Origin of the sequence: Citrobacter sp. CK189 (assembly GCF_030333505.1) — a bacterium.
Classification (GTDB): domain Bacteria; phylum Pseudomonadota; class Gammaproteobacteria; order Enterobacterales; family Enterobacteriaceae; genus Citrobacter_B; species Citrobacter_B koseri.
The window spans coordinates 24,143-49,289 of record NZ_JAOWFV010000033.1; the positions used below are offsets into that span (position 1 = coordinate 24,143).

A 25,147-nucleotide genomic window follows, 5' to 3' on the forward strand; every position below is an offset into this window, starting at 1 on the left:
GGCACCCATTGTAGCGGAGAGTTTAGTTGACAACTGGTCAACTAAAGAGCAATCGCATTACCGCAAAAAGAGCTTACGCAGATAATGCGGTACGGCATCGTCGGCATTGATGCCAATGATTTCCAGGCCCGGATGCAGATCTTTCAGGCGCTGATGGGCATTGCCCATAATGCAGCCTTTCCCCGCCATCGAGAGCATTTCCGCGTCGTTCATGCCATCGCCAAACGCAATGCAATCCTGCAATTTGTAGCCCATCGCTTTCGAGACGGCTTCCAGAGCATGCCCTTTCGACACGCCTCCCGCCATCACTTCCAGACAGGTCAGCGTAGAGAAGCTGACGTTCACACGATCGCCCCAGCGTGCGTTAATCGCCTGCTCCAGCGGCAGTAGTTTTTCATGCGCATCGCTGGTGAAGAACACTTTGCTGACCCCTTCAGGCTCCAGCATCGCCGGTTCGAACAGCGAATAGTGAAATACCGCTTCTTTGAAGAAACGCATTTCATCCGGGCGGTGGCGGTTCATAAACCACTCATCATCGCGATAGACGTTAGTCACGATATCCGGGCTTGCATTCACTACGCCAAACAGATCGCTGGCGATGTCGCGGTCAAGGTTGTGGGTGAACACCAGGTTCCCGTCGGTGTCATGCACGCGCGCGCCGTTGGAGGTAATCATGTAAGACTTAATCTCAAGATTATCGCGGATTTGCCCCACATCGACGTGGTGGCGGCCAGTCGCGAACACAAAATTCACGCCACAGGCGGTCAATAATTTCAGCGTCTCTTTCGCGTAAGGGGACAACGTGTGATCGGGAGAGAGCAGCGTACCATCTAAATCAGACGCAACAACCTGATACATAAGAAAATTAAACCTCAAGGCAAAGCGGTTTCCGCTGGATGAATTAGTTATGCCTGTCGAAAAATTCGACAATGGCGTTAAGCGCGACTGAGCGCATTGCGTCCTTTTCAAAAAGGATCTCATGGTACGCGCCTTTTATGACAAGCGGTCGCTCCCCCTCTACGGGATGGCCCGCTGCGGCGCGGATTTCACAAAAACGGTCATGCGCGCGGTTATCCACCACACGCTCTTCTTCAGCCTGAACGAGTAGCACAGGGGTTGCGTCATCACCCGCCCCCGCCAGAGCCTGCTCACCGGCCAGAATACCTTCACGCACCCAGTGGTAAGTCGGCCCCCCGACGCGCAGCCGGGGTTCATCGGCATAGAAACGTAAATTGCGCCGATAGCGCTGCCGACTGTGCGTTAGCACATTCATACTAAAGGGCAGCGCTCGCCAGCGCCCGGTGCCAATGGCATACCCTTCACGGATTCGCTGATGCCCCTCGGCCCAGTCAAGAATGTGGCGCACCATCCATTCCGGTAAGCGCATCACGATACCAAACATCGGCGCGCAAAGCGCGATGGCATCACACTGGACGGCGTTGCGTTGCAGGAACAGCGTGGCGATAGCGCCCCCCATAGAGTGCGCCAGAATATAGCGTTTCCGCCACGGCCCCGATTGCACTTCCTGCTGCCAGAATGCGGTTAAGTCATCGACATAATCGTTAAAATTGACCACATGACCACGGTGCGTATCCGACAGCAAACGCCCGGAGCGCCCTTGCCCGCGGTGGTCAATGATGAGGACATCAAAACCAAGATGGAACAGGTCATACGCCAGTTCGGCATACTTTACGTAGCTTTCAATACGACCTGGACAGATGACGATGACACGATCGTTTTTCTGTGCGTGAAAGCGGACAAAGTGTACGGGAACGTCGTCCACGCCCGTGAATTCTGCTTCTTCCCGCTGACGCCAGAAATCTGTCAGTGGCCCCATAGAAAAAGCAGCGAACGCGTTTTCTCTCGTTTCCCAGTCCTTTTGCTGCTGAAACATCGGGTATCCAGCCTCGTTTACCAGGTAAAAATCGTTTTCTTTATGATGCCTGACACAATACAGCGACAGTAGGGTATTGTGGCATAAAAACAGACAATCAGGGAGTTCCTCATGACCTTCGAATGGTGGTTCGCTTATCTGCTGACATCCATTATTTTGAGCCTTTCTCCCGGCTCCGGCGCCATCAATACCATGACCACGGCAATCAGCCACGGCTATCGCGGCGCAACGGCGTCTATTGCGGGTTTGCAGACCGGGCTTGGCATTCACATCGTACTGGTTGGCGTGGGCCTGGGGACGCTGTTTTCACGTTCCGTCGTCGCATTCGAAATCCTGAAATGGGCGGGTGCCGCTTATCTGATCTGGCTGGGTATCCAGCAATGGCGTGCCGCAGGCGCTATCGATCTCAACACGCTGGTGCACGCGCAGTCCCGAAGCCGTCTGTTCAGACGCTCGGTATTTGTAAACCTGACCAACCCAAAGAGCATTGTTTTTCTCGCCGCGCTATTTCCGCAGTTTATCAAGCCGCAGGAGCCGCAGCTGATGCAGTACGTCGTGCTCGGCATCACAACCATTGTCGTTGATATCATTGTGATGATCGGTTACGCGACGCTGGCGACACGTATCGCAGGCTGGATTAAAGGGCCGAAGCAAATGAAGGCGTTGAATAAGGTATTTGGTTCGCTGTTTATGCTGGTGGGTGCGCTGCTGGCGTCCGCAAGGCATGCCTGAGAAATTGCCGGATGGCGCTAACGCTTATCCGGCCTACGATAATTAACGCGAAATAATCAGGTGAATGCCGAAACCGGCAAACAACGCACCGGCAAAACCGTCGATCCACTTCGCCAGACGCTGATAACCGCGACGCATTTTCGGTAGCGCGAACAGGCTGGCGACCACGGTAAACCAGGCCAGCGTTTCCACGATAATCAACGCGAAAATACCCCAGCGCGCGGCTACGCCGACGTTATCGCCAACGAACAGTGAAAAGACCGATCCGAAATAGATGATCGCTTTCGGGTTCGCCAGGTTCGTCAGCAAACCTTTCACAAAGCTACGACCGCTTTGCGCCAGTTCAATCTGCGGCGCAGGCGCGGCGACGTCCTGTTTTTTTAGCGCGCCACGCAGCATCTGATAGCCCATCCAGCACAGGTACAAACCACCACCCACCATAATGATGGTATGCAGCCAGGCCATTTTCTCGATAATCAGATGCAGGCCGAGCAACGCAACGCCCGCCCAAACCATGACGCCGCAGGTAATACCCAGCACGCCCATCATCGCTTCCTTGCGTGAGCGGCTCACGGCGGTTTGAGAGACAAAGAAAAAGTCCGGTCCAGGACTCATTAACGCAACGATATGCACCATCGCTACGGTGAGAAATAGCATCAACATAAAAATGACTCGCGGGGGAATAGTTTACCGAGTCACCATCCTGGCACTTTTTTACCTGGCTGACTACTCTTCGTCGTCACCATCGACATGCGCGCGGATCAGCGCCATAAACTCTTTACCGAAACGCTCCAGCTTGCGCATGCCGACGCCGTTAACGCTCAGCATTTCACTCGGCGAAACCGGCATCTGTTCGGCCATTTCAATCAGCGTCGCATCGTTAAAGACGACATACGGCGGGATATTCTCTTCATCGGCAATGGCCTTACGCAATTTGCGCAGTTTGGCGAACAGTTTGCGATCGTAATTGCCGCCGAAAGATTTCTGCATCACTCGCGGCTTCAACGCGACGATACGCGGCACGGCAAGCTGCAACGGCACTTCGCCACGCAGCACCGGACGCGCCGCTTCGGTTAACTGCAACGCCGAATGTTGGGCAATATTCTGCGTAACCATACCCAGATGAATAAGCTGACGAATCACGCTGACCCAGTGCTCATGGCTCTGATCGCGACCAATGCCGTACACCGGCAATTTGTCATGAGCTAAATCGCGGATACGCTGATTGTTCGCGCCGCGCAATACTTCCACCACATAGCCCATACCAAAACGCTGATTAACGCGATAAATCGTCGACAGGGCTTTACGCGCATCCATCAGGCCGTCGTACTGTTTTGGCGGGTCGAGGCAAATATCGCAGTTGCCGCAGGGTTCCTGCCGCCCTTCGCCAAAGTAGTTCAGCAGCACCAGACGACGACAGGTCTGCGCTTCGGCAAACGCCCCCATCGCGTTCAGTTTATGCCGTTCAATATCCTGTAGCTGCCCGGCGGGTTTCTCCTCCAGACAGCGGCGCAGCCACGCCATATCAGCCGGATCGTAGAACAGCATCGCCTCTGCGGGCAGGCCGTCACGCCCGGCGCGGCCGGTTTCCTGATAGTAGGATTCAATGTTGCGGGGAATATCAAAATGCACCACAAAACGCACGTTAGGTTTGTTAATGCCCATACCAAATGCGACGGTCGCCACGACGATTTGCAGATCGTCGCGCTGGAACTTCTCCTGCACATCGGCGCGCACGTTATTTTCCAGACCGGCATGATACGCCGCCGCGCTGATGCCGCGACTTTGCAGACGTGCGGCGGTGTCCTCCACCTTCGCCCGGCTGTTACAGTAGATGATACCGGACTTGCCGCGCTGTTCCTGCACATAGCGCATCAGTTGATCGAGCGGCTTAAATTTCTCCATCAGCATGTAGCGGATGTTCGGACGGTCAAAGCTGCTGATCTGGATTAACGGATCGTTCAGCCCCAGCAGGCGAACAATATCCAGTCGGGTGGTGTCATCTGCGGTGGCGGTCAACGCCATAAACGGCAGGGAAGGAAAACGCTGGCGGAGCTGACCGAGCGCGGCGTATTCCGGGCGGAAGTCATGCCCCCACTGCGAGATACAGTGCGCTTCATCGACGGCCAGTAAGACCGGATTCCAGTGTGCCAGATGCTCAAGGAAGTTATCCAGCATCAGGCGCTCCGGCGCAATATACAGCAGGCGAACCAGCCCGGTTCGGCAACCGGCCATCACCTCATGCTGCTGTTCACGGCTCTGCGTCGAGTTCAGGCACGCCGCCGCCACGCCGTTTGCCAGCAACTGGTCGACCTGATCTTTCATCAGGGAGATAAGCGGCGAAACGACAACGGTAAGTCCGTTAAGCAGTAAGGCTGGAATCTGGTAACACAGGGATTTGCCGCCGCCGGTCGGCATGACAACCAGGCAATCACGACCCGAGACGACCGTCTCAATGATCTCTTCCTGGCCTGGGCGAAACTGTTGGTAGCCAAAGGTTTCCTGTAAAACCTGTTTAGCCCCCAATTCCAGATTCAACACTTCCGCCTGCGCCACATTAACCCCGTTTGCCTGAAATAAAAACAGGCGCTATTTTCAGCGCCTGCGAAAGAAACTGCAATGTTTTAAACACAATCATTGCGCAGATCAGAATATGTCATTCAGCATAACACCCACGCCGACACGCGTCTGATTAAAGTTATAGTCGATTAACGATTCGCCATAGCCGCTGTATACCTGGGTATAGAGACGCACATGTTTCGTCATCGGGTAACTTAACCCCACTTCCGCCCCGCCGTAACCGGTATTCCAGTTGTACTGGCCCTTCGCACTCAGCACCGCATCTCCCAGGTGATAGCCGATTTTAAGCTGATAGTAGCCCATATATTTAGTGATATCGGGGTTATCGCCGGTGCCGCCAACGACGTACCACGGTTTCACTTCCATCAGCCAGTTACCGTTTTGCGCCATCAGACGCGTATACAGGCGGTTCCAGCTCCGCGAAGTCGGATCGGAACGCCCGTTGGAGTTATGGTTATACCCCATCTCCACATCACGCAGCGTCCAGCCTGCAAAGTGGTAATCCGTGGCAAAGCCGAGGAACAACTGCGGTTCGTAGTTAGTCTCACGAAACGGCGAGGACTCTTCGCTGTTGGACAACTGCCACCAAGATTTCTGCGTGTACGACGCCCCCAGCACCGAGTTTGGCCCAACAATCCCACGCCAGAACGGGAAGGCCAGGCTCAGCTGAAACTTCACTTCGTCTTTGCGCGCGTTTTCAGACCAGTTATAAGAGCTGATCGCTTCTTTGTTCAGATCGCTGGTATTGGTGTAGATCAGGTAGTTCGTATCATAAGGATAAAGCGTGAAGGGATTATCATGCACCTGCAACATGTTTGCGATAATACTGCCCTGTACCGCAGGCGCGTCATGAATTTCTTTCACTGTCGCTTCCTGCGCATATACAGCCAATGGCATCATTGCTGCTGGTAATAACCAACCCAAAATCGCCCGCATCGGTCGTGTTCTCCTGAACGCAATAAGTGTTGAATGGTATAATTATCTGCCAGCCATTCTACATACTTACTTAATCCCTGTTTAGTTATCCTCTCTTAAAGTAGAAAACAACAAATAAGAAGCATAATATCAACATTTCATTAACCAATGGAGTGTCTGGATCGTATGTCTTCCGTACTTACCGCTGAGCAGGCCCTGAAACTGGTGGGCGAGATGTTTGTTTACCATATGCCTTTTAACCGGGCATTAGGACTGGAGCTGGAACGCTATGAAAAGGAGTTTGCCCAACTGGCCTTTAACAATCAGCCGATGATGGTAGGCAACTGGGCGCAAAGTATTTTACACGGTGGGGTGATCGCCTCCGCGCTGGACGTCGCCGCCGGACTGGTGTGCGTGGGCAGCACGCTGACCCGCCATGAGACCATCAGCGAAGACGAGCTACGCCAGCGCATGTCGCGTATGGGAACTATCGATCTGCGCGTTGACTACCTGCGCCCGGGCAGAGGCAACCGCTTCACCGCCACCAGCAGCCTGTTGCGCGCGGGCAATAAAGTCGCTGTGGCGCGTGTGGAACTGCACAACGAAGAACAGCTTTACATTGCCAGTGCGACCGCAACTTATATGGTGGGATAAAAACAGGTAAACTGTTGTTACATTTCTGATATGAGTTTTCCCGATGGATGCTAAGCAAACGCGGCAGGGCGTGTTACTCGCTCTTGCCGCCTATTTTATTTGGGGCATCGCACCCGCGTACTTCAAACTGATTTACTACGTGCCCGCAGACGAGATCCTGACGCACCGCGTGATCTGGTCATTTTTCTTTATGATCGCGCTAATGAGCATCAGCCGCCAGTGGTCTGGCGTTAAAACACTGCTGCAAACGCCGAAGAAAATTTTCATGCTGGCGCTGTCAGCCGTGCTGATCGGTGGAAACTGGCTGCTCTTTATCTGGGCGGTCAATAACCACCATATGCTGGAAGCCAGCCTCGGGTATTTTATTAACCCGCTGGTTAACATTCTGCTGGGAATGCTGTTCCTCGGCGAGCGCTTCCGTCGTATGCAGTGGCTGGCGGTGATTCTGGCGGCCTGCGGCGTACTGGTGCAGCTCTGGACCTTCGGCTCTCTGCCGATCATCGCACTGGGGCTGGCGTTTAGCTTTGCGTTTTACGGCCTGGTACGTAAGAAGATTGCGGTTGAAGCACAAACGGGGATGCTGATCGAAACGCTGTGGCTATTGCCGGTCGCCGCGATTTATCTGTTTGGCATCGCGGATAGCCCAACCAGCCATATGGGGCAGAATCCGCTGTCGCTGAATCTGTTGCTGATTGCGGCAGGTATCGTCACCACGGTACCGCTGCTGTGCTTTACCGGGGCGGCGACGCGCCTGCGCCTCTCCACGCTGGGTTTTTTCCAGTACATTGGCCCAACCCTGATGTTCCTGCTGGCCGTGACGTTCTATGGAGAAATACCGGGCGCCGATAAGATGGTGACGTTCGCCTTTATTTGGGTGGCGCTGGCGATTTTTGTGATGGATGCGATTTATACACAAAGACGCAAAGTTCGAGGATAAAAGCGTGCCGGATGGCGCTACGCTTATCCGGCCTACGGGATCGGTAGGCCCGGTAAGCGACGCGCCACCGGGCGCAATATTACAGCCAGTTCTTACGCTTGAAGTACAAATACGGCGCCAGACCCGCAAGGATCATAAAGATAATCGCGCCAGGGTAACCAAAGCTCCACTTCAGCTCCGGCATAAACTCAAAGTTCATCCCATAGCTGGACGCCACCAGCGTCGGCGGCAGGAACACTACAGATACCACCGAGAAGATCTTGATAATGCGGTTCTGCTCGATGTTGATGAAGCCCATCGCCGCCTGCATCAGGAAGTTCACCTTCTGGAACAGGGATTCGTTGTGCGGCAGCAGGGACTCGATATCGCGCAGGATCTCACGCGCCTGCTCCAGTTGCCCCCCCGGAAGACGCGCCTTGCGCACCAGGAAGTTGAGCGCGCGCTGGGTATCCATCAGACATAAGCGAACTTTCCAGCCGATATCTTCCAGTTCCGCCAGCGTGGAGAGCGCTTCGTCATATTCATCGCCCTGATGCCCTTCCATGATCACTCGGCTCAGTTCTTCCAGATCGCTGTAGATGTTTTCAATTTCATCCGCCAGCTGTTCGATTTTGGTTTCAAACAGGTCGAGCAGTAATTCATAGGCATTGCCGTCCACCATCGCCTGGTTACGGGCGCGCATACGGTACAAACGGAAAGCGGGCAGTTCGCGTTCACGCAGCGTAAACAGGCGGCCATCGCGAATGGTGAATGCCACCGTGGAGTTACCGGCGTGGTCTTCCGCATCTTCGAAAAAGAAAAAGGAGTGGATGTGCAGCCCGTCTTCGTCTTCAAAGAAACGCGCGGATGCTTCGATGTCTTCCAGTTCAGGACGTGTCGCCAGGCTTTGGCCCAGTTCAGATTGTACGCGCAGTCGCTCGTCGTCGTCCGGTTCGACCAAATCGACCCATACGGCATCAATCAGGGTTTGTGACTCTTCGACTTCCAGCCGGGTCAGTCGATTATTTTCCAGTTGAAATGCGCTCAGCATGACCGGGACTCCCAATGCTTAAAAATATCGGACAGTTCGGGTGGGCACACAGAAACAAATTGGGTTTCAGACCATTAAACAGCCTGACTCAGCGCGACGGGAAAAAGAGAAGGTCGCTGACAACCGCTAAGGCTATCAGCAAAAAGGGATAGCCTTAGGAGTTGATCCTGAATGACAGGATAATGAGCCAGCATCTACTGGGTGTGTCCAAGGCGAATGTCCTCTTAGCGTAATCGTGCGCGCATGTTACGCCAGCAAAAATTTGACGTCAACACGCAACGAAACGCGAAAAAGTAATAATTTCCCCTTATGCAAAAATGTTAGCAGAGGGGAGTTATTTATCTATGATATTCAGAATATTAACCGACAGATAGCCGGATGGCGGCTTCGCCTTATCCGGCCTACAAATCAAAATGTTACCCGGTCTGTAGGCCGGATAAAACGCACCAGCGTCGCCATCCGGCAAAGCCAAACCGATTAAACCGTTTCCAGTCTGGCGTAGGCCGCTACCAGCCATTTGATCCCCTGCCCCTGGAATGCGACCTGTAACCGGCTGTGCTCGCCACTGCCTTCCAGATTAACGATCGTGCCTTCACCGAATTTCGGGTGACGCACGCGCTGTCCCAGCTTGTACCCGGTGTCGTTTTCCGCCATCGGGGTTCCCATCCGCTGGTGACTCACCGGACGGCTGACCGTGGCGCGCAGCCGCACTTCTTCCACGCAGTCTTCCGGCAATTCGCCGATAAAGCGCGACGGGCGGTGGTAGACCTCTTTGCCATACAGACGGCGGGTTTCCGCATAGGTCAACGTCAGCTTCTGCATCGCGCGGGTTACGCCGACATAGGCCAGGCGACGCTCTTCTTCAAGACGCCCGCCTTCATCCAGCGACATCTGGCTGGGGAACATCCCCTCTTCCATGCCGACGATGAACACCTGCGGAAACTCCAGCCCTTTCGCCGAGTGCAAGGTCATCAGTTGAACCGCATCCTGCCACGTATCCGCCTGCCCTTCGCCCGCTTCCAGCGCGGCGTGAGAGAGAAACGCCTGCAACGGCATCAGGTCTTCATCTTCTTCGTTGTAGCTGAACTGGCGCGTCGCCGTCACCAGTTCTTCTAAGTTCTCAATACGCGTCTGGCCTTTCTCGCCTTTTTCCTGCTCGTACATCATGCGCAGACCCGAGTCTTTAATCACCCGATCGGTCTGAACATGCAGCGGCATATCTGCCGTTTCCTGCGCCAGCGCGTCAATTAGCTCGATAAAGCGTTGCAGGGCGCTTGCGGCGCGGCCAGCCAGCGCTTTCTCCTGCAACAGCTCGCGGCACGCCTGCCACAAGGTTAACTGACGGTCGCGCGAGGTCTGGCGCACAACGTCCAGCGTGCGATCGCCAATACCGCGCGTCGGGGTGTTCACCACGCGCTCAAACGCCGCATCATCATTACGATTGGCGATCAGGCGCAGATAGGAGAGCGCATCTTTAATTTCCTGACGTTCGAAGAAGCGCATACCGCCATAAATACGGTACGGCATACTGGCCTGCAACAGCGCCTCTTCCAGCACGCGCGACTGGGCGTTGCTGCGATAGAGAATCGCGCACTGTTCCAGCGCCCCGCCGTTGTCCTGCCAGGTTTTGATGCGGTTAACGACAAAACGCGCTTCATCCAGCTCATTAAACGCGCAATAGAGTGAAATCGGTTCGCCATCAATGCCATCGGTCCACAGCTTTTTCCCCAGACGGCCATTGTTGTTTTCAATCAGGGTGTTCGCCGCGCTGAGGATGTTGCTGGTCGAGCGGTAATTCTGCTCCAGACGAATGGTTTCCGCGCCCAGGAAATCCTTGAGGAAACGCTGGATGTTCTCCACCTGCGCCCCGCGCCAGCCGTAAATAGACTGGTCATCATCGCCGACGATCATCACTTTGCCAGTATCGCCTGCCAGCAGACGGATCCACGCGTACTGGATGTTGTTGGTATCCTGGAATTCGTCCACCAGGATATTGGTAAAACGTTCGCGGTAGTGCTGAAGGATATGCGGCTTGTTGAGCCACAGTTCATGCGCGCGCAGCAGCAGTTCGGCAAAGTCCACCAGCCCTGCGCGATCGCACGCTTCCTGATAAGCCTGGTAAACCTTCTGCCAGGTCTGCTCCACCGGGTTGCCGTAGCTCTGAATATGGTGCGGACGCAGCCCTTCGTCTTTCTGGCTGTTGATGTACCACATCGCCTGGCGCGGCGGCCACTGCTTCTCGTCAAGGTTCATCGCTTTAATAAGGCGCTTGAGCAGGCGCAGCTGATCTTCGCTGTCGAGGATCTGGAAATCCTGCGGCAGGTTGGCGTCCATATGGTGCGCGCGCAGCAGACGGTGCGCCAGACCGTGGAAGGTGCCGACCCACATCCCGCCCTGCGTGGTTCCCATTAACTGACCGATACGGTGGCGCATTTCCGCCGCCGCCTTATTGGTGAAGGTAACGGCCATAATGGAATAGGGTGAATTATTCTCTACGCTCAACAGCCAGGCAATACGGTGCACCAGCACGCGGGTTTTGCCGCTCCCCGCTCCCGCCAGCACCAGCATGTTGCTACGTGGCGCAGCCACCGCTTCGCGCTGTTTATCATTAAGGCTTTCGAGCAGGTAAGAAACGTCCATTGGCACCGCCGCGTAAAAGTGTGTTGGGCGGATAAGCGCAGCGCCATCCGCCAAAAAGCTGGGTATATATACAATACTGCTGGTGATTATATCAGCGAGGTCAAAGATGCCAACCGTGAAATTTCGATATGCGGCAGTAAACGGCTGTCAGTGGTCTGCATCAGGTCGGCATTTTCTGGTTTGATCCAGCAGGCCTGCATTCCACAGCGGATCGCCCCGGCGACATCGGTCGTCAGATCGTCGCCGACGTGGAGGATCTCGCCGATCGGCATGTTGAGCTTCTCCGCCGCCAGAGAGTACATGTCGCTGAACGGTTTAGAGCGCCCGTCCGGGCCTGCGCGCAGCACAAATTCGAAGTAATCGCCCAGCCCAAACAGTTCCGGCTGCGCATTGCCGTTAGTAATGGCCACCAGCGGCCATTTTTTTGCAAGCCGCTTCAGCGTGTCATGCGTCACTTGCGGAACATCGATACGGCTGCGCCACTTTGCGAAATTGATCATCGCGGCGTTCGCCCCCGCCATTGCCTCTTCCGCTGACAGGCCCGCTTCCAGCATGGCGCGCTCCACGGCGCGATGACGCCATCGCGTCACATCATGATAAATTTCCGGCTCTGCTTCGCGTACCGCCTGACGCAGGCGATACAGATCGGCATTCTGCAATGTACGCAGCGCAGGATGGTAGTTTTGCACAAAGGTGAGCGCTTCCTGCTCGGTGCGCAGGATAACCGGACGGTTATCATAAAGGGTGTCATCCAGATCGAACGTGAGTGCTGAGATGTGTCCCAAAGGCCGGTAAAAACGCATTATTTCCCCCGTTTGGCGCGTGGATGCGCCGCATCGTACACCGAGGCCAGGTGTTGAAAATCAAGATGAGTATAGACTTGCGTGGTAGACAAATTGGCATGGCCTAACAGCTCCTGCACGCCGCGCAGGTCGCCGCTCGACTCCAGCATATGGGTCGCGAACGAGTGACGCAGTTTATGCGGATGGACATGGCTGTTCAGCCCTTGCTTAATGCCCCACTCCGCAAACCGTTTTTGTACATTGCGCGCGGAGATCCGTTTCCCGAGCTTCGAGAGAAACAGCGCATCGTCATCGCTGCCGAACAGGCCGCGCAGATCCAACCAATGCTCAATCCACGCCACCGCATTGCGGCCAATGGGCAGACGCCGTTCTTTGCTGCCCTTCCCCATCACCCACACTTCGCCCGTATCGAGATCGAGGTGTTTGATGTCTAACCCTACCAGTTCAGACAAACGCAACCCCGCGCCGTACATCACCTCCAGCATCGCCCGATCGCGCACGGCAAGCGGATCGTTGAGGTCGATATCCAGCAGGCGGTTGATATCATCCACGTCGATATTTTTCGGCAGGTGACGAGGCGCTTTCGGCGCAGAGACGCCTTTCGCCGGATTAGCGTTGAGTTCACCCTGGCTCACCAGCCAGTCAAAGAAACTGCGTAAAGCAGAGAGGCGCAACGCCAGGCTGGCGGGCCCTAACCCTTTACGGCGGCTGCGTACCGCGAAAGCGCACACCATCGCAGCGTCACATTGTTGCCAGCTTTGCAGACCGGTTTCTCCGGCTAAAGCGATAATGGCATCAAGCTGACGCTGATAGTTCAGTAGCGTAATGGGGCTAAGTTGCCGTTCTACGCCCAGGTAACGCAAGAAGCGCGCAACGTCCTGAGAAAGCGATAATTCGGTCATACACGTTCAATCCAGCGCTCCAGCAGTTCCGGCAACATCAAGGCGATTTCTTGCAGTAACTGTGTCCCCTGCCCCTGCTGGTAATGATGCACATCGCGGCTACTGAAGAGTATGACCCCCAAATCGCCATCGCGCCCCAGCATCGACATCGCCACCGAGCCAATCGCTTTGGCTTCAGGCAGCACCACCAGCAGTTCCGGGCCATTCAATGGGCCAAGATAGTGTTGCGCCTGCCCCAGACGCTGGATACGCAGCGGTTCAAAGGCCTGACGGCTTAACGCCAGATGGGTATGATTCGACGGCGCGCCGAGTCGCCAGCGATCGGGAAACAGCCGGATGGTCGCGCCCGCCAGCCCCAGCTCCCGCGCCCAGCGATGAAAACGCATCAGCATTTCATCCAGGCTACTGGCGGAAACCAGCCGTCCCTGCAAATGCAGCAGACGGTAGAACAGGCTTTCGTTGGCATTCGCCTGTTCCATTAGCAGCGTCATGTTCTCTTCAAGAACATGGATATGATTCCGGGCGCGGGCCATGTGCCACTCAACAAGCGACACCGTACCCCGCACGGGATGAGGAACGCGCATCGCCTCAACGGCGCGCGCATTACGGATAAAAAACTCAGGGTTACGCAGTAGATAATCGACGACCGCCCGGTCGTCCAGTTCCATCTGTGTTTCCTGTAGTTCTTCCCCTGGTTGCTTCATAGATGAATAAATCCGTCGTAGACATGTGCCGCCGGGCCAGTCATATACAACGGATGACCCGGGCCTTTCCAGGCGATATCAAGGCGACCGCCAGGTAATTCCACGCGTACTTCTTCTGCCAGCAAACCCTGCTGAATGCCCACCGCAACGGCGGCGCATGCGCCGCTGCCGCAGGCCTGAGTTTCTCCTGCCCCACGTTCATAAACGCGTAATCGGATATGCTCGCGCTTCACAACCTGCATAAACCCAATATTCGCTCGTTCTGGAAAACGCTCATGGCTTTCCAGAACCGGTCCCAGCGTTTCGACTGCCGCCGTGTCGATATTATCGACCTGAATCACGCAGTGCGGGTTCCCCATTGAAACCACGCCGCACAATATTGTCTGCTCGGCCGCTCGCATAATATAGGTCTTTTCCGCTTTGTTGGCGCGAAAAGGAACCTGCGCGGGTTCAAAGTTTGGCTCACCCATGTTCACCCGCACCAGCTCATCATCAGTGACGCTCAGCACCATCCGGCCATTGGCCGTGCTGACGCGGATATCGCGCTTATTGGTCAGCCCTTTCAGACGCACAAACCGCGCAAAGCAGCGGGCGCCGTTACCGCACTGCGACACTTCGCTGCCATCGGCGTTGAAGATGCGGTAATGAAAATCCAGTTCAGGATCGTAAGGAGGCTCGACAACCAGAAGCTGGTCGAACCCCACGCCCAGATGCCTGTCTGACAGGCGGCGGATCAACTCCGGCGAGAAAAAGACATTCTGCGTTACCGCGTCGACGACCATAAAATCGTTGCCAAGGCCATGCATTTTAGAGAATTGCATCATTCACTCCATTTACGCGGGGACAGAAACGTACCGTCAATAGTTCACCTGAGAAGGGCCGTCTCCCGTAGCGCGATCGTTTTGATCGGGCGTCGTCGATTGGATTTGCGAATCAACCTCATGCGTCGGCGGCGGCGCGTTTTTGTCAGCAGGTGGAAAATAGAGCGGGCCTTTCAGACCGCAGCCGGTCAGGCTGAACAGAGTGAGAAGTACAGCGAGTGCCTGAAACACATTTTTCATTATGGATTGCCTGTAAGTTCATGCTTTCTGTTTTCTATCATCGCAGGAGAAGACGTAAAAGCAAGAGTTGGCTGAAAACTGCATCATGAATTCTTCCAGGTTATACTGCCGCCATCACGTAAAAAACGGGAAACAACAATGAACGACAGTGAATTTCATCGCCTCGCAGACACCCTGTGGATGACCATTGAAGAACGTCTGGACGACTGGGACGGCGACAGCGATATCGACTGCGAAATCAACGGCGGCGTGCTAACCATTACCTTTGAAAACGGCAGCAAAATCATCATCAACCGTCAGGAGCCGCTGCACCAGGTATGGCTGGCGACCAAACAGGGCGGCTACCATTTTGACCTGAAAGGCGACGAATGGATTTGCGATCGCAGCGGCGAAACCTTCTGGGATCTGCTGGAGCAGGCCGCGACACAACAGGCTGGAGAAGCGGTGAGCTTCCGCTAAGTTTTATTGCCGGATGGCGCTGCGCTTATCCGGCCTACGTATCTCGCGTCATTTGTAACACCGCCATCCGGCATCATGTTCACGAGAAATACTGCTGTAACAACGGCGCGTCGTTGTCCTGGTTTGCCGGTGGCACGGCGCTGATGGGCTGGGTACGGAACGGAATGACCTGCTCGCGACCGTCGGTATTCACAATCTGGTAGAACTGCGGCAGGTTGAAGTTGATGAAGCTGGAGCCGTAGGTGAAGCGATCGTGCGACGACGAATAAAAGCGGCTCACGTCGCGTACCAGCTCTTCTTTGCTGCCTTCGCAGTGGTGATACACTTCCGCCCGGTTACTCTCGTCCAGAATATAAATATTAAAGCCTTTCTCATCGCCGGTTTCTTCAAAGAAGAACTGGATGATCCCTTCGCTGGCGAACCCATCCACCACCGACGGTAATTTCACATGGTTGGTCTCAACCTGAACGGAAAGTCCGTGAAGTTTGTTGTGCGAAATCGCGCCGTAAAACTCAATGGCGTTTTCCAGTTTCTGCACCGAAACATTCAGGCGCTCGAAGAACAGCCCCCAGGTTTGGCCCGAAACGCGCAGCGCTTTAAAACGTCCGGTTTCCTGGCGGGTGCTGGAGAGGCGCAGTTCAATGCACTCGGAGACCAGTTGCTGTACGCGGGTGCGGATCAGGCCGCGCAGATGCTGGCTATAGCAGAACACTTCCACGCTGTCCGGCGGCGCGGCATCCTGGTGCATTTTACCGAGAATCGTTTTCAGCGCTTCAATCATCGCCTGTTCGCCGTTGAAGTGCAGGGTACGCACTTCGTTCCACGAGTTGCGATACAACAGGTCGACACTGCCGACCAGGCAGTTTTGCTCTTCTCCAAAGCTGAAGACATCCAGCTTACGGAAATCAAAATGCACCACCTGATTGCGGAACGCCGCCGTCGGGTCATATTCAAGGTTAACGATGATCGCCAGATGGCGAATTTCACACGGACTGTAGAGCGCTTTCGGCGTTGGCGCAGGCAAACGCAGCGGGAAATGGTGCGACACATCGGCCACCATCTCCTGCAACTTAGGCAGGTCCACAATGCCGTTGCCCTTAATAAACAGGTGGGTACGCGACGTCAGCAAACCGTTAAACCAGGCCCACGCCACCAGTTTGTTCAGGTAGCGGTTATATTCCAGCGGCTGATGGCTGATGATCGAATCCATGTTCGGCGCACGGTTGTAGAGATACCAGCCAGAACGGTTGGCCCGGCCCGGCGGCACATGGATAAAGGTTAGGTTCGGTTCGGAGAGATCCGGTGAAATCTGCGGGTTCACCAGCGTCACTTTGCCCGGCAGGGCTTCAAATGCGGCATACAGTTTACGCGTCAGCACGCCAATATCCTGCGGGCTGGCGCTAACGCTGAGATTGTTACGGCGGGCAAAACGGATCAGATTACGATAGCTCTGCATCATGGCGTCGAGCAGTTCGTTATGCGCTTCGCGTACCTGATCGATCTTCCAGTTCGCCCGGTTGTCGAGCATTGTCAGACGGGCGTCGTCCCATCCCCACTCGTTCACTAACTGACTTAACACTTCACGACGCCAGCCAACGCAGGCGCGTTCACGGCTCAGTTTCTCACACACTTTTAAGTAGAAACATCGACGGACTAAATCAAGACGCGTCGGATCTTCGATAGCCGTGAGGTATTCGGTCACGCGTTCCAGCATCATGCAATACGGGTCGAGACCAAACGAAACGATCTCGCCGTCATGCAGGCGCTGTTTAATGTCTTTCGCCAACAGGCGCGGATTGGGATATTCCCAGGAGTAGGCTTCCAGCAGCAGCGTTTTCAGCACCGCTTTGTACGGGGAATCGATACTCTTGTACAACTGCCAGAGGCTGGCGCCAAAGTACTCTTCGGCGGAGAGCGAGCTTAATCCGCCCAGATCCAGCCATTCGTTTGGCGTGAGGACACCCTGCGCGTAAAGCGTCATGACGTAGTCGTCGTAATGCTCTTCTTCGTCGCACGGCACCATATTCCACAGAATACGCTTACCGGCCAGACGCACAGCGGTGCGATAAAATTCGTCGAGCAGCAGGATGTGCTGCGTCGAGCCGCAGTCTTCACCACCCAGACTGCCGCTTTCATTATGGCGGAAACGGTTTTCGTCGATCAGGAAGAAGCTGACTTCCACGCCCAGCGAAGCGGCCCAGCTTTCCAGCAGGCTGCATTTACGTTGCAGCAACTGGCGCTCTTCGCTATCAAGCCAGGACTGGTGGCAGACCCAGATATCCAGGTCAGAAGAACAGCTTTGCCCTACTGAAGATGTACTGCCCATTGAGTACACGCCGGTGATCGGCAGCTCGCCTTTCGGCGGGTCCTGCGTGGACATTCCCCGGTACAGTTCAAGTTCATTCAGGTAGTGGCGTTGGGTTTCATCAGGCGTGTAAAAGCATATGCCCTTGGGAACGTTACCGTCGAGGTAACCCGGCATCAGCGGATTATGGTAGTGCAATAATGTCGGCAGCAGACTGTATACCTGCTGGAAGGCAGGGCCCATGGCAGCAAGCGCGCGATCCACACGCAATTGATTGATGGCATCCAGTCTCTGTTTCAAAGTCTCAATATAGAGGTACAAGACGTATCGCCTGATGTTGCTACCCGTCATGCGTCTGATTGCCATCGCGAGTGCGGACAACCAAACCATTCGGGATAAACCGTATGTCAAAAATAACCGTTACCTTTTTCATCCTTCTCCCCATTAAGGGGTAAAGACGAAAAAATGGTCTAAAACGTGATCAATTTAACACCTTGCTCATTGACCGTAAAGAAAGATGCACTACATACAAGTGTAGCACCGTTAGCTGCGTGTAAATTCCTTAATACGGTCAGGCGGTTTCTCGTCATTATTCACTGCCAGTCGCGACGCCGCGCCTGATCCTCTTACTCACCTTTGACCGTAACACTGACATCCCACTTGTAAGGATGTTAGGATGGTCCACGGACGATAATGACGGTAACAAGCATGTTAGACAATGTTTTAAGAATTGCCACACGCCAAAGCCCCCTTGCGCTCTGGCAGGCACATTATGTCAAAGACGCGTTGATAGCACAGCATCCGGGACTGGTCGTGGAACTGGTGCCGATGGTGACGCGCGGCGACGTGATTCTGGACACCCCTCTGGCAAAAGTGGGCGGTAAGGGCTTGTTTGTAAAAGAGCTGGAAGTCGCGCTGCTGGAAAAGCGCGCCGATATCGCCGTGCATTCGATGAAAGATGTGCCGGTAGAATTCCCGCAAGGGCTTGGCCTGGTCACGATTTGCGAACGCGAAGATCCACGCGATGCTTTCGTCTCGAACCAATACAACAATCTGGATGAACTGCCCGCAGGCAGCATCGTCGGCACATCAAGTTTGCGTCGCCAGTGCCAGTTGGCCGAGCGTCGCCCGGATCTCGTCATCCGCTCGCTGCGCGGCAACGTCGGCACACGCCTGAGTAAGCTCGATAACGGTGATTATGACGCAATTATCCTGGCGGTTGCCGGGTTAAAACGGTTAGGTCTGACGTCGCGTATTCGCACCGCGCTGCCTCCCGAAATCTCTCTCCCTGCCGTAGGGCAAGGCGCAGTGGGCATTGAATGCCGACTGGATGACGCACGTACTCAGGCGCTGTTAGCACCGCTGAATCATGAAGAAACCGCGCTACGTGTAAAAGCCGAACGCGCCATGAACACCCGCCTGGAAGGGGGCTGTCAGGTGCCGATTGGCAGCTATGCTGAAATCATTGATGGTGAAGTCTGGCTGCGTGCGCTGGTTGGCGCGCCTGACGGTTCGCAGATGATTCGCGGAGAACGTCGCGGATTGCCGCAGGACGCCGCGCAAATGGGCATTTCCCTGGCGGAAGAGCTGCTGGAAAACGGCGCCCGCGCGATTCTGACCGAGGTTTATAACGGAGAAGCGCCCGCATGAGTATTCTGGTCACCCGCCCGTCTCCCTCCGGGGAAGAGTTAGTGAGCCGTCTGCGCACACTGGGGCAGGTGGCCTGGAGTTTTCCGCTTATTGAGTTTACGCCGGGCCGGGAACTGGCAACGCTTGCCGATCGCCTGGCGGCGCTCACGGACAACGATCTGGTGTTCGCCCTCTCGCAACACGCCGTCGCCTTTGCCCACGCCCAACTGCAACAGCAGGGACTGGGCTGGCCTGTGCAGCCACGCTACTTCGCCATCGGGCGCACAACGGCGCTGGCGCTGCATACCGTTAGCGGATGCGATATTCGCTATCCTCTGGATCGGGAAATCAGCGAAGTCTTGCTACAATTACCTGAATTACAAAATATTGCGGGAAAACGAGCGCTTATTTTACGGGGCAACGGCGGGCGTGAACTGTTAGGCAAAACCCTCACAGAACGCGGCGCTGAAGTCACCTTTTGTGAATGTTATCAACGCAGTGCAAAACATTACGATGGCGCGGAAGAGGCGATGCGCTGGCACTCTCGCGGCGTGACGACGATTGTTGTCACCAGCGGCGAAATGCTGCAACAGCTCTGGTCGCTGATCCCGCAGTGGTATCGTGAGCACTGGTTACTACGCTGTCGGCTGCTGGTCGTCAGTGAGCGTCTGGCGCACCTCGCCCGGGAACTGGGCTGGCAAGATATTAAGGTCGCTGATAACGCCGACAACGATGCGCTACTGCGCGCATTACAATAACTCTCATAATGGGATGCCATAATGACGGAACAAGAAAAATCCTCCGCCGTGGTTGAAGAGACCAGGGAGGCCGTGGAAACCACGCCGCAGCCAGTCAATGCAGAAAAGAAGAGTAAGAACGGCGCCGCGCTGGTATTGAGTGCGGTGGCAATCGCCATTGCCCTAGCCGCGGGCGTCGGTCTGTATGGCTGGGGAAAGCAGCAGGCCGTTAAACAAACGGCCACCAGCGATGCGCTGGTTAACCAACTTACGGCGCTGCAAAAAGCCCAGGAAAGCCAAAAAGCGGAGCTGGAAGGCATTATCAAACAGCAGGCGACGCAACTGGATGATGCAAATCGCCAACAGGCCGCGCTGGCGAAACAGCTGGATGAAGTGCAACAGAAAGTCGCGACGATCTCCGGCAGCGATGCCAAAACCTGGCTGCTGGCGCAATCTGATTTTCTGGTCAAACTCGCCGGACGTAAATTGTGGAGCGATCAGGATGTCACCACCGCTGCGGCGCTGCTCAAAAGCGCGGATGCCAGCCTGGCGGACATGAACGACCCCAGTCTGATCGCCGCGCGCCGCGCCATTACCGATGATATTGCCAGCCTGTCGGCGGTGGCGCAGGTGGACTACGACGGCATTATCCTCAAAGTGAACCAGCTCTCTAACCAGATTGATAACCTGCGTCTGGCCGATAATGACACCGACGATTCGCCAATGGACTCCGACAGCAGCGAGCTGTCCAGCTCGATCAGCGAATGGCGCGTTAACCTGCAAAAAAGCTGGCAGAACTTTATGGACAGCTTTATTACTATTCGCCGTCGTGATGACACCGCCGTCCCGCTGCTGGCACCGAACCAGGACGTTTACTTACGTGAAAACATCCGCTCCCGCCTGTTAGTGGCGGCGCAAGCCGTGCCGCGTCATCAGGAAGAGACTTACCGTCAGGCGCTGGATAATGTCTCCACCTGGGTACGCGCGTACTACGACACCGACGACGCAACGACCAAAGCGTTTCTTGATGACGTGGATAAACTGAGTCAACAGAGCATCACGATGGACGTGCCGGAGACGTTACAGAGCCAGCCGATTCTTGAGAAACTGATGCAGACTCGCGTGCGTAACCTGCTGGCGCAGCCGGCGGCGGCCACGACCGAAGCGGCTCAGGCCCCTGCTCCGCAGGCAGAAGCACCGGCAGCCGCGCCGCAAGGAGAATAATGATGCTGAAAGTATTATTGCTCTTTGTGTTGTTGATCGCCGGTATCGTCATAGGCCCAATGATCGCCGGTCATCAGGGCTATGTTCTGATCCAGACCGATAATTACAACATTGAGACCAGCGTAACGGGGCTGGTGATCATCCTGATCGTTATGATGGTCATTCTGTTCGCCATTGAGTGGCTGCTGCGACGCGTTTTCCGCACCGGCGCGCACACTCGCGGCTGGTTTGTCGGGCGTAAACGCCGCCGCGCACGTAAGCAGACCGAACAGGCGCTGCTTAAGCTGGCGGAAGGCGATTACCAGCAGGTTGAGAAGCTGATGGCGAAGAATGCCGATCACGCTGAACAGCCGGTGGTGAACTATCTGCTGGCCGCCGAAGCCGCGCAACAGCGTGGTGACGAAGCGCGCGCTAATCAGCATCTGGAACGTGCCGCTGAACTGGCGGGCAATGACACGATTCCGGTGGAGATCGCCCGCGTACGTCTGCAACTGGCGCGCAACGAGAATCATGCGGCGCGTCACGGCGTGGACAAACTGCTGGAAGTTACCCCGCGTCATCCAGAAGTGCTGCGCCTGGCGGAACAGGCTTACATCCGCACCGGAGCATGGAGTTCGCTGCTGGACATCATCCCGTCAATGGCGAAGGCCAACGTCGGTGATGAAGAACATCGCGCCATGCTGGAACAGCAGGCCTGGATTGGGCTGATGGATCAGGCGCGAGCCGATCAGGGCAGCGAAGGATTACGCGAATGGTGGAAGAACCAGAGCCGTAAAACTCGCCACCAGGTTCCGCTGCAAGTGGCAATGGCAGAGCATCTGATTGAATGTGACGATCACGATATGGCGCAGCAGATCATCATCGACGGCCTGAAGCGCCAGTATGACGACCGCCTGGTTCTGCCGATCCCGCGCCTGAAAACCAACAACCCGGAGCAGCTGGAAAAAGTGCTGCGCCAGCAGATTAAAACCGTTGGCGATCGTCCGCTACTGTGGAGCACGCTGGGTCAGTCATTGATGAAGCATGGCGAATGGCAGGAGGCTACGTTCGCCTTCCGCGCCGCGCTCAAGCAACGCCCTGACGCCTACGACTACGCCTGGCTCGCCGATGCGCTGGACCGGTTGCATCAGCCGGAAGAAGCGGCCACCATGCGCCGCGACGGTCTTATGCTGACCTTGCAGAACAATCCTCCGCAGTAATATCCATTGCCCGGTGGCGCTACGCTTACCGGGCCTGCCAGGTCACCGTAGGCCGGATAAGGCGAAGCCGCCATCCGGCAGTTCTCTTCCGCTTCCCCATAAAAAAACGCCTGCTCAAATAAGCAGGCGTCAAAACAGGTCTGTATGACAACATAAATGGGTGCTTCACTCAACGTTATGTCCATGGTGTTTGATGAGGCGTAAGCGACATCTGTCTGTGGACGATAAGCACCGTAAACGGCTCTGCATCATTCCTGAGTTTATGAGGCACTAAGGCGAACATAAGAGATGGAATGAGCATCTACAGGGATATTATTGCACATTGCATGCCAGGATTGCACCGCCAAAAATAAGGATTCAGACTTTTTAACGTATCAGGCCATTCGCGGCTCTGCGGCGGTTTCTGCCAGCCTTCTTCGCCATAAAAATCCCCTCTTTGTCTCTGAACGGAGACAAATAACACGCAATACCGATAATTAGTGATAAATCATGACGTTAGACGTCACCAGATAGCGACAACAGAAGCCTGGAATGTCTCAACATTGCGACAGCGATACAGGGGATCGGGAAAGAAGAGGAAGAAGAGGTGAAAACAAAAAACCCCGCCGAAGCGGGGTTCAAAATTGGTCGGCGAGAGAGGATTCGAACCTCCGACCCACTGGTCCCAAACCAGTTGCGCTACCAAGCTGCGCTACTCGCCGATGTACTGCTTTTTTTGAATTTTTAGTTCAACTCTTTAAGTCGTGGTGCGAGGGGGGGGACTTGAACCCCCACGTCCGTAAGGACACTAACACCTGAAGCTAGCGCGTCTACCAATTCCGCCACCTTCGCATTTCACAACTTTTAATAATGGGGTGGCTAATGGGATTCGAACCCACGACAACTGGAATCACAATCCAGGGCTCTACCAACTGAGCTATAGCCACCACTGAAATCTTTTACGCGGTATTAAAACCACCGCAGCTCCAGCACCGGGTAAATGGTGCGCCCGACAGGATTCGAACCTGAGACCTCTGCCTCCGGAGGGCAGCGCTCTATCCAGCTGAGCTACGGGCGCTTAGCGCCGTTGCGGGGGTGGATAATACGGACTTCCCACCCCTCTGTCTAGTGCCTTTTTAAATAAAATGCGCGTTTGGTTACGCTTTGCGCGTTTTGCTGCTTATTCCCCCACCTTGTGGGCAGTTCCGGCGCGATTCAGGCCGAAAACCTTGTAGACGAGCGTGACGGCAAGCAGGAAGATGATGCCGACAAACAGCGACATACGGGTATCTTCATTCAAGTACATGCCAATTAAAACGCAAACCAGGAACGCCATCGTCAGATAATTCGCCCACGGGAACATAATAGAACGGAAAGGATGGCTGATCATCGCGTCTTTATGAGCACGACGGAAACGCAACTGGCTAATCAGGATCACGAACCACGGCACCATACCCGGCAATACGCTGGCGCTGTAGACATACACAAACACCCGCTGCGGGTTCGGAATAATGTAGTTCAGGCATGAACCAATCAGCAGAATCGCGATCGACAGCGCCACCCCGGCGACCGGTACGCCATGACGGGAGACTTTCGCCATCGCCGCCGGAAGCTGGCGGTTTTTCGCCAGGGCATACAGCATACGTCCGCAGCTATACATGCCGCTGTTACAGCCGGAAAGCGCGGCGGTCAGCACCACGAAGTTAATAATGCCCGCCGCAGCGGTAATCCCGATTTTGGCAAAAGTGAGTACAAACGGGCTGCCGTTACTGCCGATTTCGTTCCACGGGAAGATCGTCACGATAACGAAAATCGCCCCTACATAGAAAATCAGGATACGCCACAGTACCTTGCCTACCGCGCTGCGCAGCGTAACCTGCGGATTCTTCGCTTCACCCGCGGTAATGCCGATCAGCTCCACGCCCTGATAGGAGGCGACCACAATACACAACGCCGTCAGGAACCCTTTCCAGCCACCGGCAAAGAAGCCGCCGTGTTCCGTCAGGTTGCCAAAACCGATCGCCTGGCCGCTATTGCCAAAGCCAAAGAAAATCACCCCCAGTCCGACCACAATCATCACAATGATGGTGGTGACTTTGATCATCGCAAACCAGAACTCGATTTCGCCGTACAGACGGACAGCGGCCAGATTAGCCAGCGCCACCAGCCCAACGGCGATCAGGGCGGGTATCCATTGCGCCATGTCCGGGAACCAGAACTGCACGTATACCCCGATAGCGGTTATTTCCGATATCCCCACCGCCATCCACATAAACCAGTATGACCACGCGGTGAGATAGCCAAAGAAGGGGCTCATGTAACGGTGCGCATAAACGGCGAATGAGCCAGTAACCGGCTCCAGGAACAGCATTTCGCCCATTGAGCGCATGATGAAAAAGACGAACAGCCCGGCGACGATATACGCCAGCAGCACGGAGGGCCCCGCCCATTTCAGCGTACTGGCGGCGCCCATAAACAACCCAACGCCAATCGTGCCCCCAAGGGCGATCAATTCGATATGACGAGCTTCCAGCCCACGCTGTAGCTCCGGTTTTTTCTCTGCCATAAATCCTCTTGTCGTGTTTGCACTCGTTCCGGCGTTGTTGCCGGTTATTGTTATGGGTACATCAAGCGATGCGAATGGTTTCTTAAATTTGGCAAAATGGCAAATGAAGCATTAAAAAAATGCATGTTTTGTGTAAAAAAGGAACAAAAATGTGGGAGGCGGGCAACGTATTAAGCAGAATGCGCTGCCCGTAAGAA

23 protein-coding genes and 4 tRNA genes are annotated in these 25,147 nt (G+C 55.2%); 8 read left to right on the plus strand and 19 right to left on the minus strand.

The features are described from left to right. Positions 1 to 57: 57 nt before the first annotated feature. The gene (yigL, locus tag OGV83_RS03755; RefSeq protein WP_012131170.1) at positions 58 to 858 is read right to left on the minus strand and encodes a sugar/pyridoxal phosphate phosphatase YigL; all 801 of its coding nucleotides are present in this window, start codon (positions 856 to 858) and stop codon (positions 58 to 60) included. Between the two features lie 43 nt (positions 859 to 901). Further along, complete coding sequence (pldB, locus tag OGV83_RS03760) at positions 902 to 1,894, minus strand: lysophospholipase L2 (protein WP_012131169.1); 993 nt, start codon at positions 1,892 to 1,894, stop codon at positions 902 to 904. A gap of 111 nt (positions 1,895 to 2,005) precedes the next feature. Between pldB and rhtB the strand changes: the two genes are divergently transcribed. Then, on the plus strand, positions 2,006 to 2,626 hold the full coding sequence (rhtB, locus tag OGV83_RS03765; RefSeq protein ID WP_286463169.1) for a homoserine/homoserine lactone efflux protein: 621 nt from the start codon (positions 2,006 to 2,008) through the stop codon (positions 2,624 to 2,626). Positions 2,627 to 2,668: 42 nt separating this feature from the next. Here the strand turns inward: rhtB and rhtC are convergent, their stop codons facing one another. The 3 genes from rhtC to pldA form a co-directional block, all read right to left on the minus strand. Beyond that, positions 2,669 to 3,289, minus strand: coding sequence for a threonine export protein RhtC (gene rhtC / locus OGV83_RS03770; RefSeq protein ID WP_012131165.1), 621 nt, complete (start codon positions 3,287 to 3,289; stop codon positions 2,669 to 2,671). 63 nt (positions 3,290 to 3,352) lie between these two features. After that, entirely contained in the window at positions 3,353 to 5,182 is a 1,830-nt protein-coding gene (gene recQ / locus OGV83_RS03775; protein WP_049009841.1) for an ATP-dependent DNA helicase RecQ, read from the minus strand. A gap of 90 nt (positions 5,183 to 5,272) precedes the next feature. Further along, complete coding sequence (gene pldA / locus OGV83_RS03780) at positions 5,273 to 6,142, minus strand: phospholipase A (protein ID WP_047459983.1); 870 nt, start codon at positions 6,140 to 6,142, stop codon at positions 5,273 to 5,275. A gap of 165 nt (positions 6,143 to 6,307) precedes the next feature. Here pldA and yigI point away from each other — a divergent pair, with 165 nt between their 5' ends. Together yigI and rarD are read left to right on the plus strand one after the other, a co-directional pair. After that, positions 6,308 to 6,775, plus strand: a complete 468-nt coding sequence (gene yigI, locus OGV83_RS03785; protein WP_024130101.1) for an acyl-CoA thioesterase YigI — start codon at positions 6,308 to 6,310, stop codon at positions 6,773 to 6,775. 43 nt (positions 6,776 to 6,818) lie between these two features. Then, entirely contained in the window at positions 6,819 to 7,712 is an 894-nt protein-coding gene (gene rarD, locus OGV83_RS03790) for an EamA family transporter RarD (protein ID WP_012131161.1), read from the plus strand. 79 nt (positions 7,713 to 7,791) lie between these two features. Here rarD and corA read toward each other — a convergent pair whose 3' ends face one another. The 8 genes from corA to lptM all read right to left on the minus strand — a co-directional run bounded on the left by corA (position 7,792) and on the right by lptM (position 14,852). Then, positions 7,792 to 8,742 (minus strand): magnesium/cobalt transporter CorA, encoded by a 951-nt coding sequence (gene corA, locus OGV83_RS03795; protein ID WP_012131160.1) that lies wholly within the window; start codon positions 8,740 to 8,742, stop codon positions 7,792 to 7,794. Positions 8,743 to 8,896: 154 nt separating this feature from the next. Beyond that, positions 8,897 to 8,953 carry a YsgD/CorL family protein gene (gene ysgD / locus OGV83_RS03800; RefSeq protein WP_213164972.1) on the minus strand — a complete coding sequence of 19 codons (57 nt, stop codon included), beginning with the start codon at positions 8,951 to 8,953 and terminating at the stop codon, positions 8,897 to 8,899. A gap of 266 nt (positions 8,954 to 9,219) precedes the next feature. Continuing rightward, a complete protein-coding gene (uvrD, locus tag OGV83_RS03805) occupies positions 9,220 to 11,382 on the minus strand; it encodes a DNA helicase II (protein ID WP_286463170.1) in 2,163 nt (720 codons plus the stop codon). An 86-nt stretch (positions 11,383 to 11,468) separates the two neighbouring features. Beyond that, positions 11,469 to 12,185: a 5-amino-6-(5-phospho-D-ribitylamino)uracil phosphatase YigB gene (gene yigB / locus OGV83_RS03810; protein WP_012131157.1), complete on the minus strand. Its 717-nt coding sequence runs from the start codon at positions 12,183 to 12,185 to the stop codon at positions 11,469 to 11,471. Then, a complete protein-coding gene (gene xerC, locus OGV83_RS03815; RefSeq protein ID WP_286463172.1) occupies positions 12,185 to 13,087 on the minus strand; it encodes a tyrosine recombinase XerC in 903 nt (300 codons plus the stop codon). The genes yigB and xerC overlap by 1 nt, the downstream gene beginning before the upstream one ends. After that, a complete protein-coding gene (locus OGV83_RS03820; protein ID WP_012131155.1) occupies positions 13,084 to 13,791 on the minus strand; it encodes a DUF484 domain-containing protein in 708 nt (235 codons plus the stop codon). Before OGV83_RS03820 ends, xerC begins: the two co-directional genes overlap by 4 nt. Continuing rightward, entirely contained in the window at positions 13,788 to 14,612 is an 825-nt protein-coding gene (gene dapF, locus OGV83_RS03825) for a diaminopimelate epimerase (RefSeq protein WP_024130100.1), read from the minus strand. The genes OGV83_RS03820 and dapF overlap by 4 nt, the downstream gene beginning before the upstream one ends. Before the next feature lie 36 nt (positions 14,613 to 14,648). Further along, a complete protein-coding gene (gene lptM, locus OGV83_RS03830; RefSeq protein ID WP_012131153.1) occupies positions 14,649 to 14,852 on the minus strand; it encodes an LPS translocon maturation chaperone LptM in 204 nt (67 codons plus the stop codon). 138 nt (positions 14,853 to 14,990) lie between these two features. Between lptM and cyaY the strand changes: the two genes are divergently transcribed. Further along, on the plus strand, positions 14,991 to 15,311 hold the full coding sequence (gene cyaY, locus OGV83_RS03835; protein ID WP_047459992.1) for an iron donor protein CyaY: 321 nt from the start codon (positions 14,991 to 14,993) through the stop codon (positions 15,309 to 15,311). Between the two features lie 79 nt (positions 15,312 to 15,390). Here the strand turns inward: cyaY and cyaA are convergent, their stop codons facing one another. Beyond that, positions 15,391 to 17,937, minus strand: a complete 2,547-nt coding sequence (gene cyaA, locus OGV83_RS03840; RefSeq protein WP_071258135.1) for a class I adenylate cyclase — start codon at positions 17,935 to 17,937, stop codon at positions 15,391 to 15,393. Positions 17,938 to 18,324: 387 nt separating this feature from the next. Between cyaA and hemC the strand changes: the two genes are divergently transcribed. Genes hemC through hemY form a run of 4 tightly spaced genes read left to right on the plus strand, consistent with a single transcriptional unit; the run spans position 18,325 to position 22,405 of the window. Continuing rightward, positions 18,325 to 19,266, plus strand: coding sequence for a hydroxymethylbilane synthase (gene hemC, locus OGV83_RS03845; RefSeq protein ID WP_071258150.1), 942 nt, complete (start codon positions 18,325 to 18,327; stop codon positions 19,264 to 19,266). Then, entirely contained in the window at positions 19,263 to 20,003 is a 741-nt protein-coding gene (gene hemD, locus OGV83_RS03850; RefSeq protein ID WP_071258134.1) for a uroporphyrinogen-III synthase, read from the plus strand. Before hemC ends, hemD begins: the two co-directional genes overlap by 4 nt. A 21-nt stretch (positions 20,004 to 20,024) precedes the next feature. Further along, positions 20,025 to 21,206: a uroporphyrinogen-III C-methyltransferase gene (gene hemX, locus OGV83_RS03855; RefSeq protein WP_012131148.1), complete on the plus strand. Its 1,182-nt coding sequence runs from the start codon at positions 20,025 to 20,027 to the stop codon at positions 21,204 to 21,206. 2 nt (positions 21,207 to 21,208) lie between these two features. Then, on the plus strand, positions 21,209 to 22,405 hold the full coding sequence (gene hemY / locus OGV83_RS03860) for a protoheme IX biogenesis protein HemY (protein ID WP_047460000.1): 1,197 nt from the start codon (positions 21,209 to 21,211) through the stop codon (positions 22,403 to 22,405). A 624-nt stretch (positions 22,406 to 23,029) separates the two neighbouring features. Here the strand turns inward: hemY and OGV83_RS03865 are convergent. From OGV83_RS03865 to thrP, 5 genes are all read right to left on the minus strand, one after another. Beyond that, positions 23,030 to 23,106, minus strand: a tRNA-Pro gene (locus OGV83_RS03865). 43 nt (positions 23,107 to 23,149) lie between these two features. Continuing rightward, positions 23,150 to 23,236, minus strand: a tRNA-Leu gene (locus OGV83_RS03870). Between the two features lie 19 nt (positions 23,237 to 23,255). Next, positions 23,256 to 23,331: transfer RNA gene (locus OGV83_RS03875), tRNA-His, on the minus strand. Positions 23,332 to 23,385: 54 nt separating this feature from the next. Beyond that, positions 23,386 to 23,462, minus strand: a tRNA-Arg gene (locus tag OGV83_RS03880). Positions 23,463 to 23,564: 102 nt separating this feature from the next. Further along, the gene (gene thrP, locus OGV83_RS03885; protein WP_058668340.1) at positions 23,565 to 24,950 is read right to left on the minus strand and encodes a bifunctional threonine/serine APC transporter ThrP; all 1,386 of its coding nucleotides are present in this window, start codon (positions 24,948 to 24,950) and stop codon (positions 23,565 to 23,567) included. Between the last annotated feature and the right edge of the window lie 197 nt (positions 24,951 to 25,147).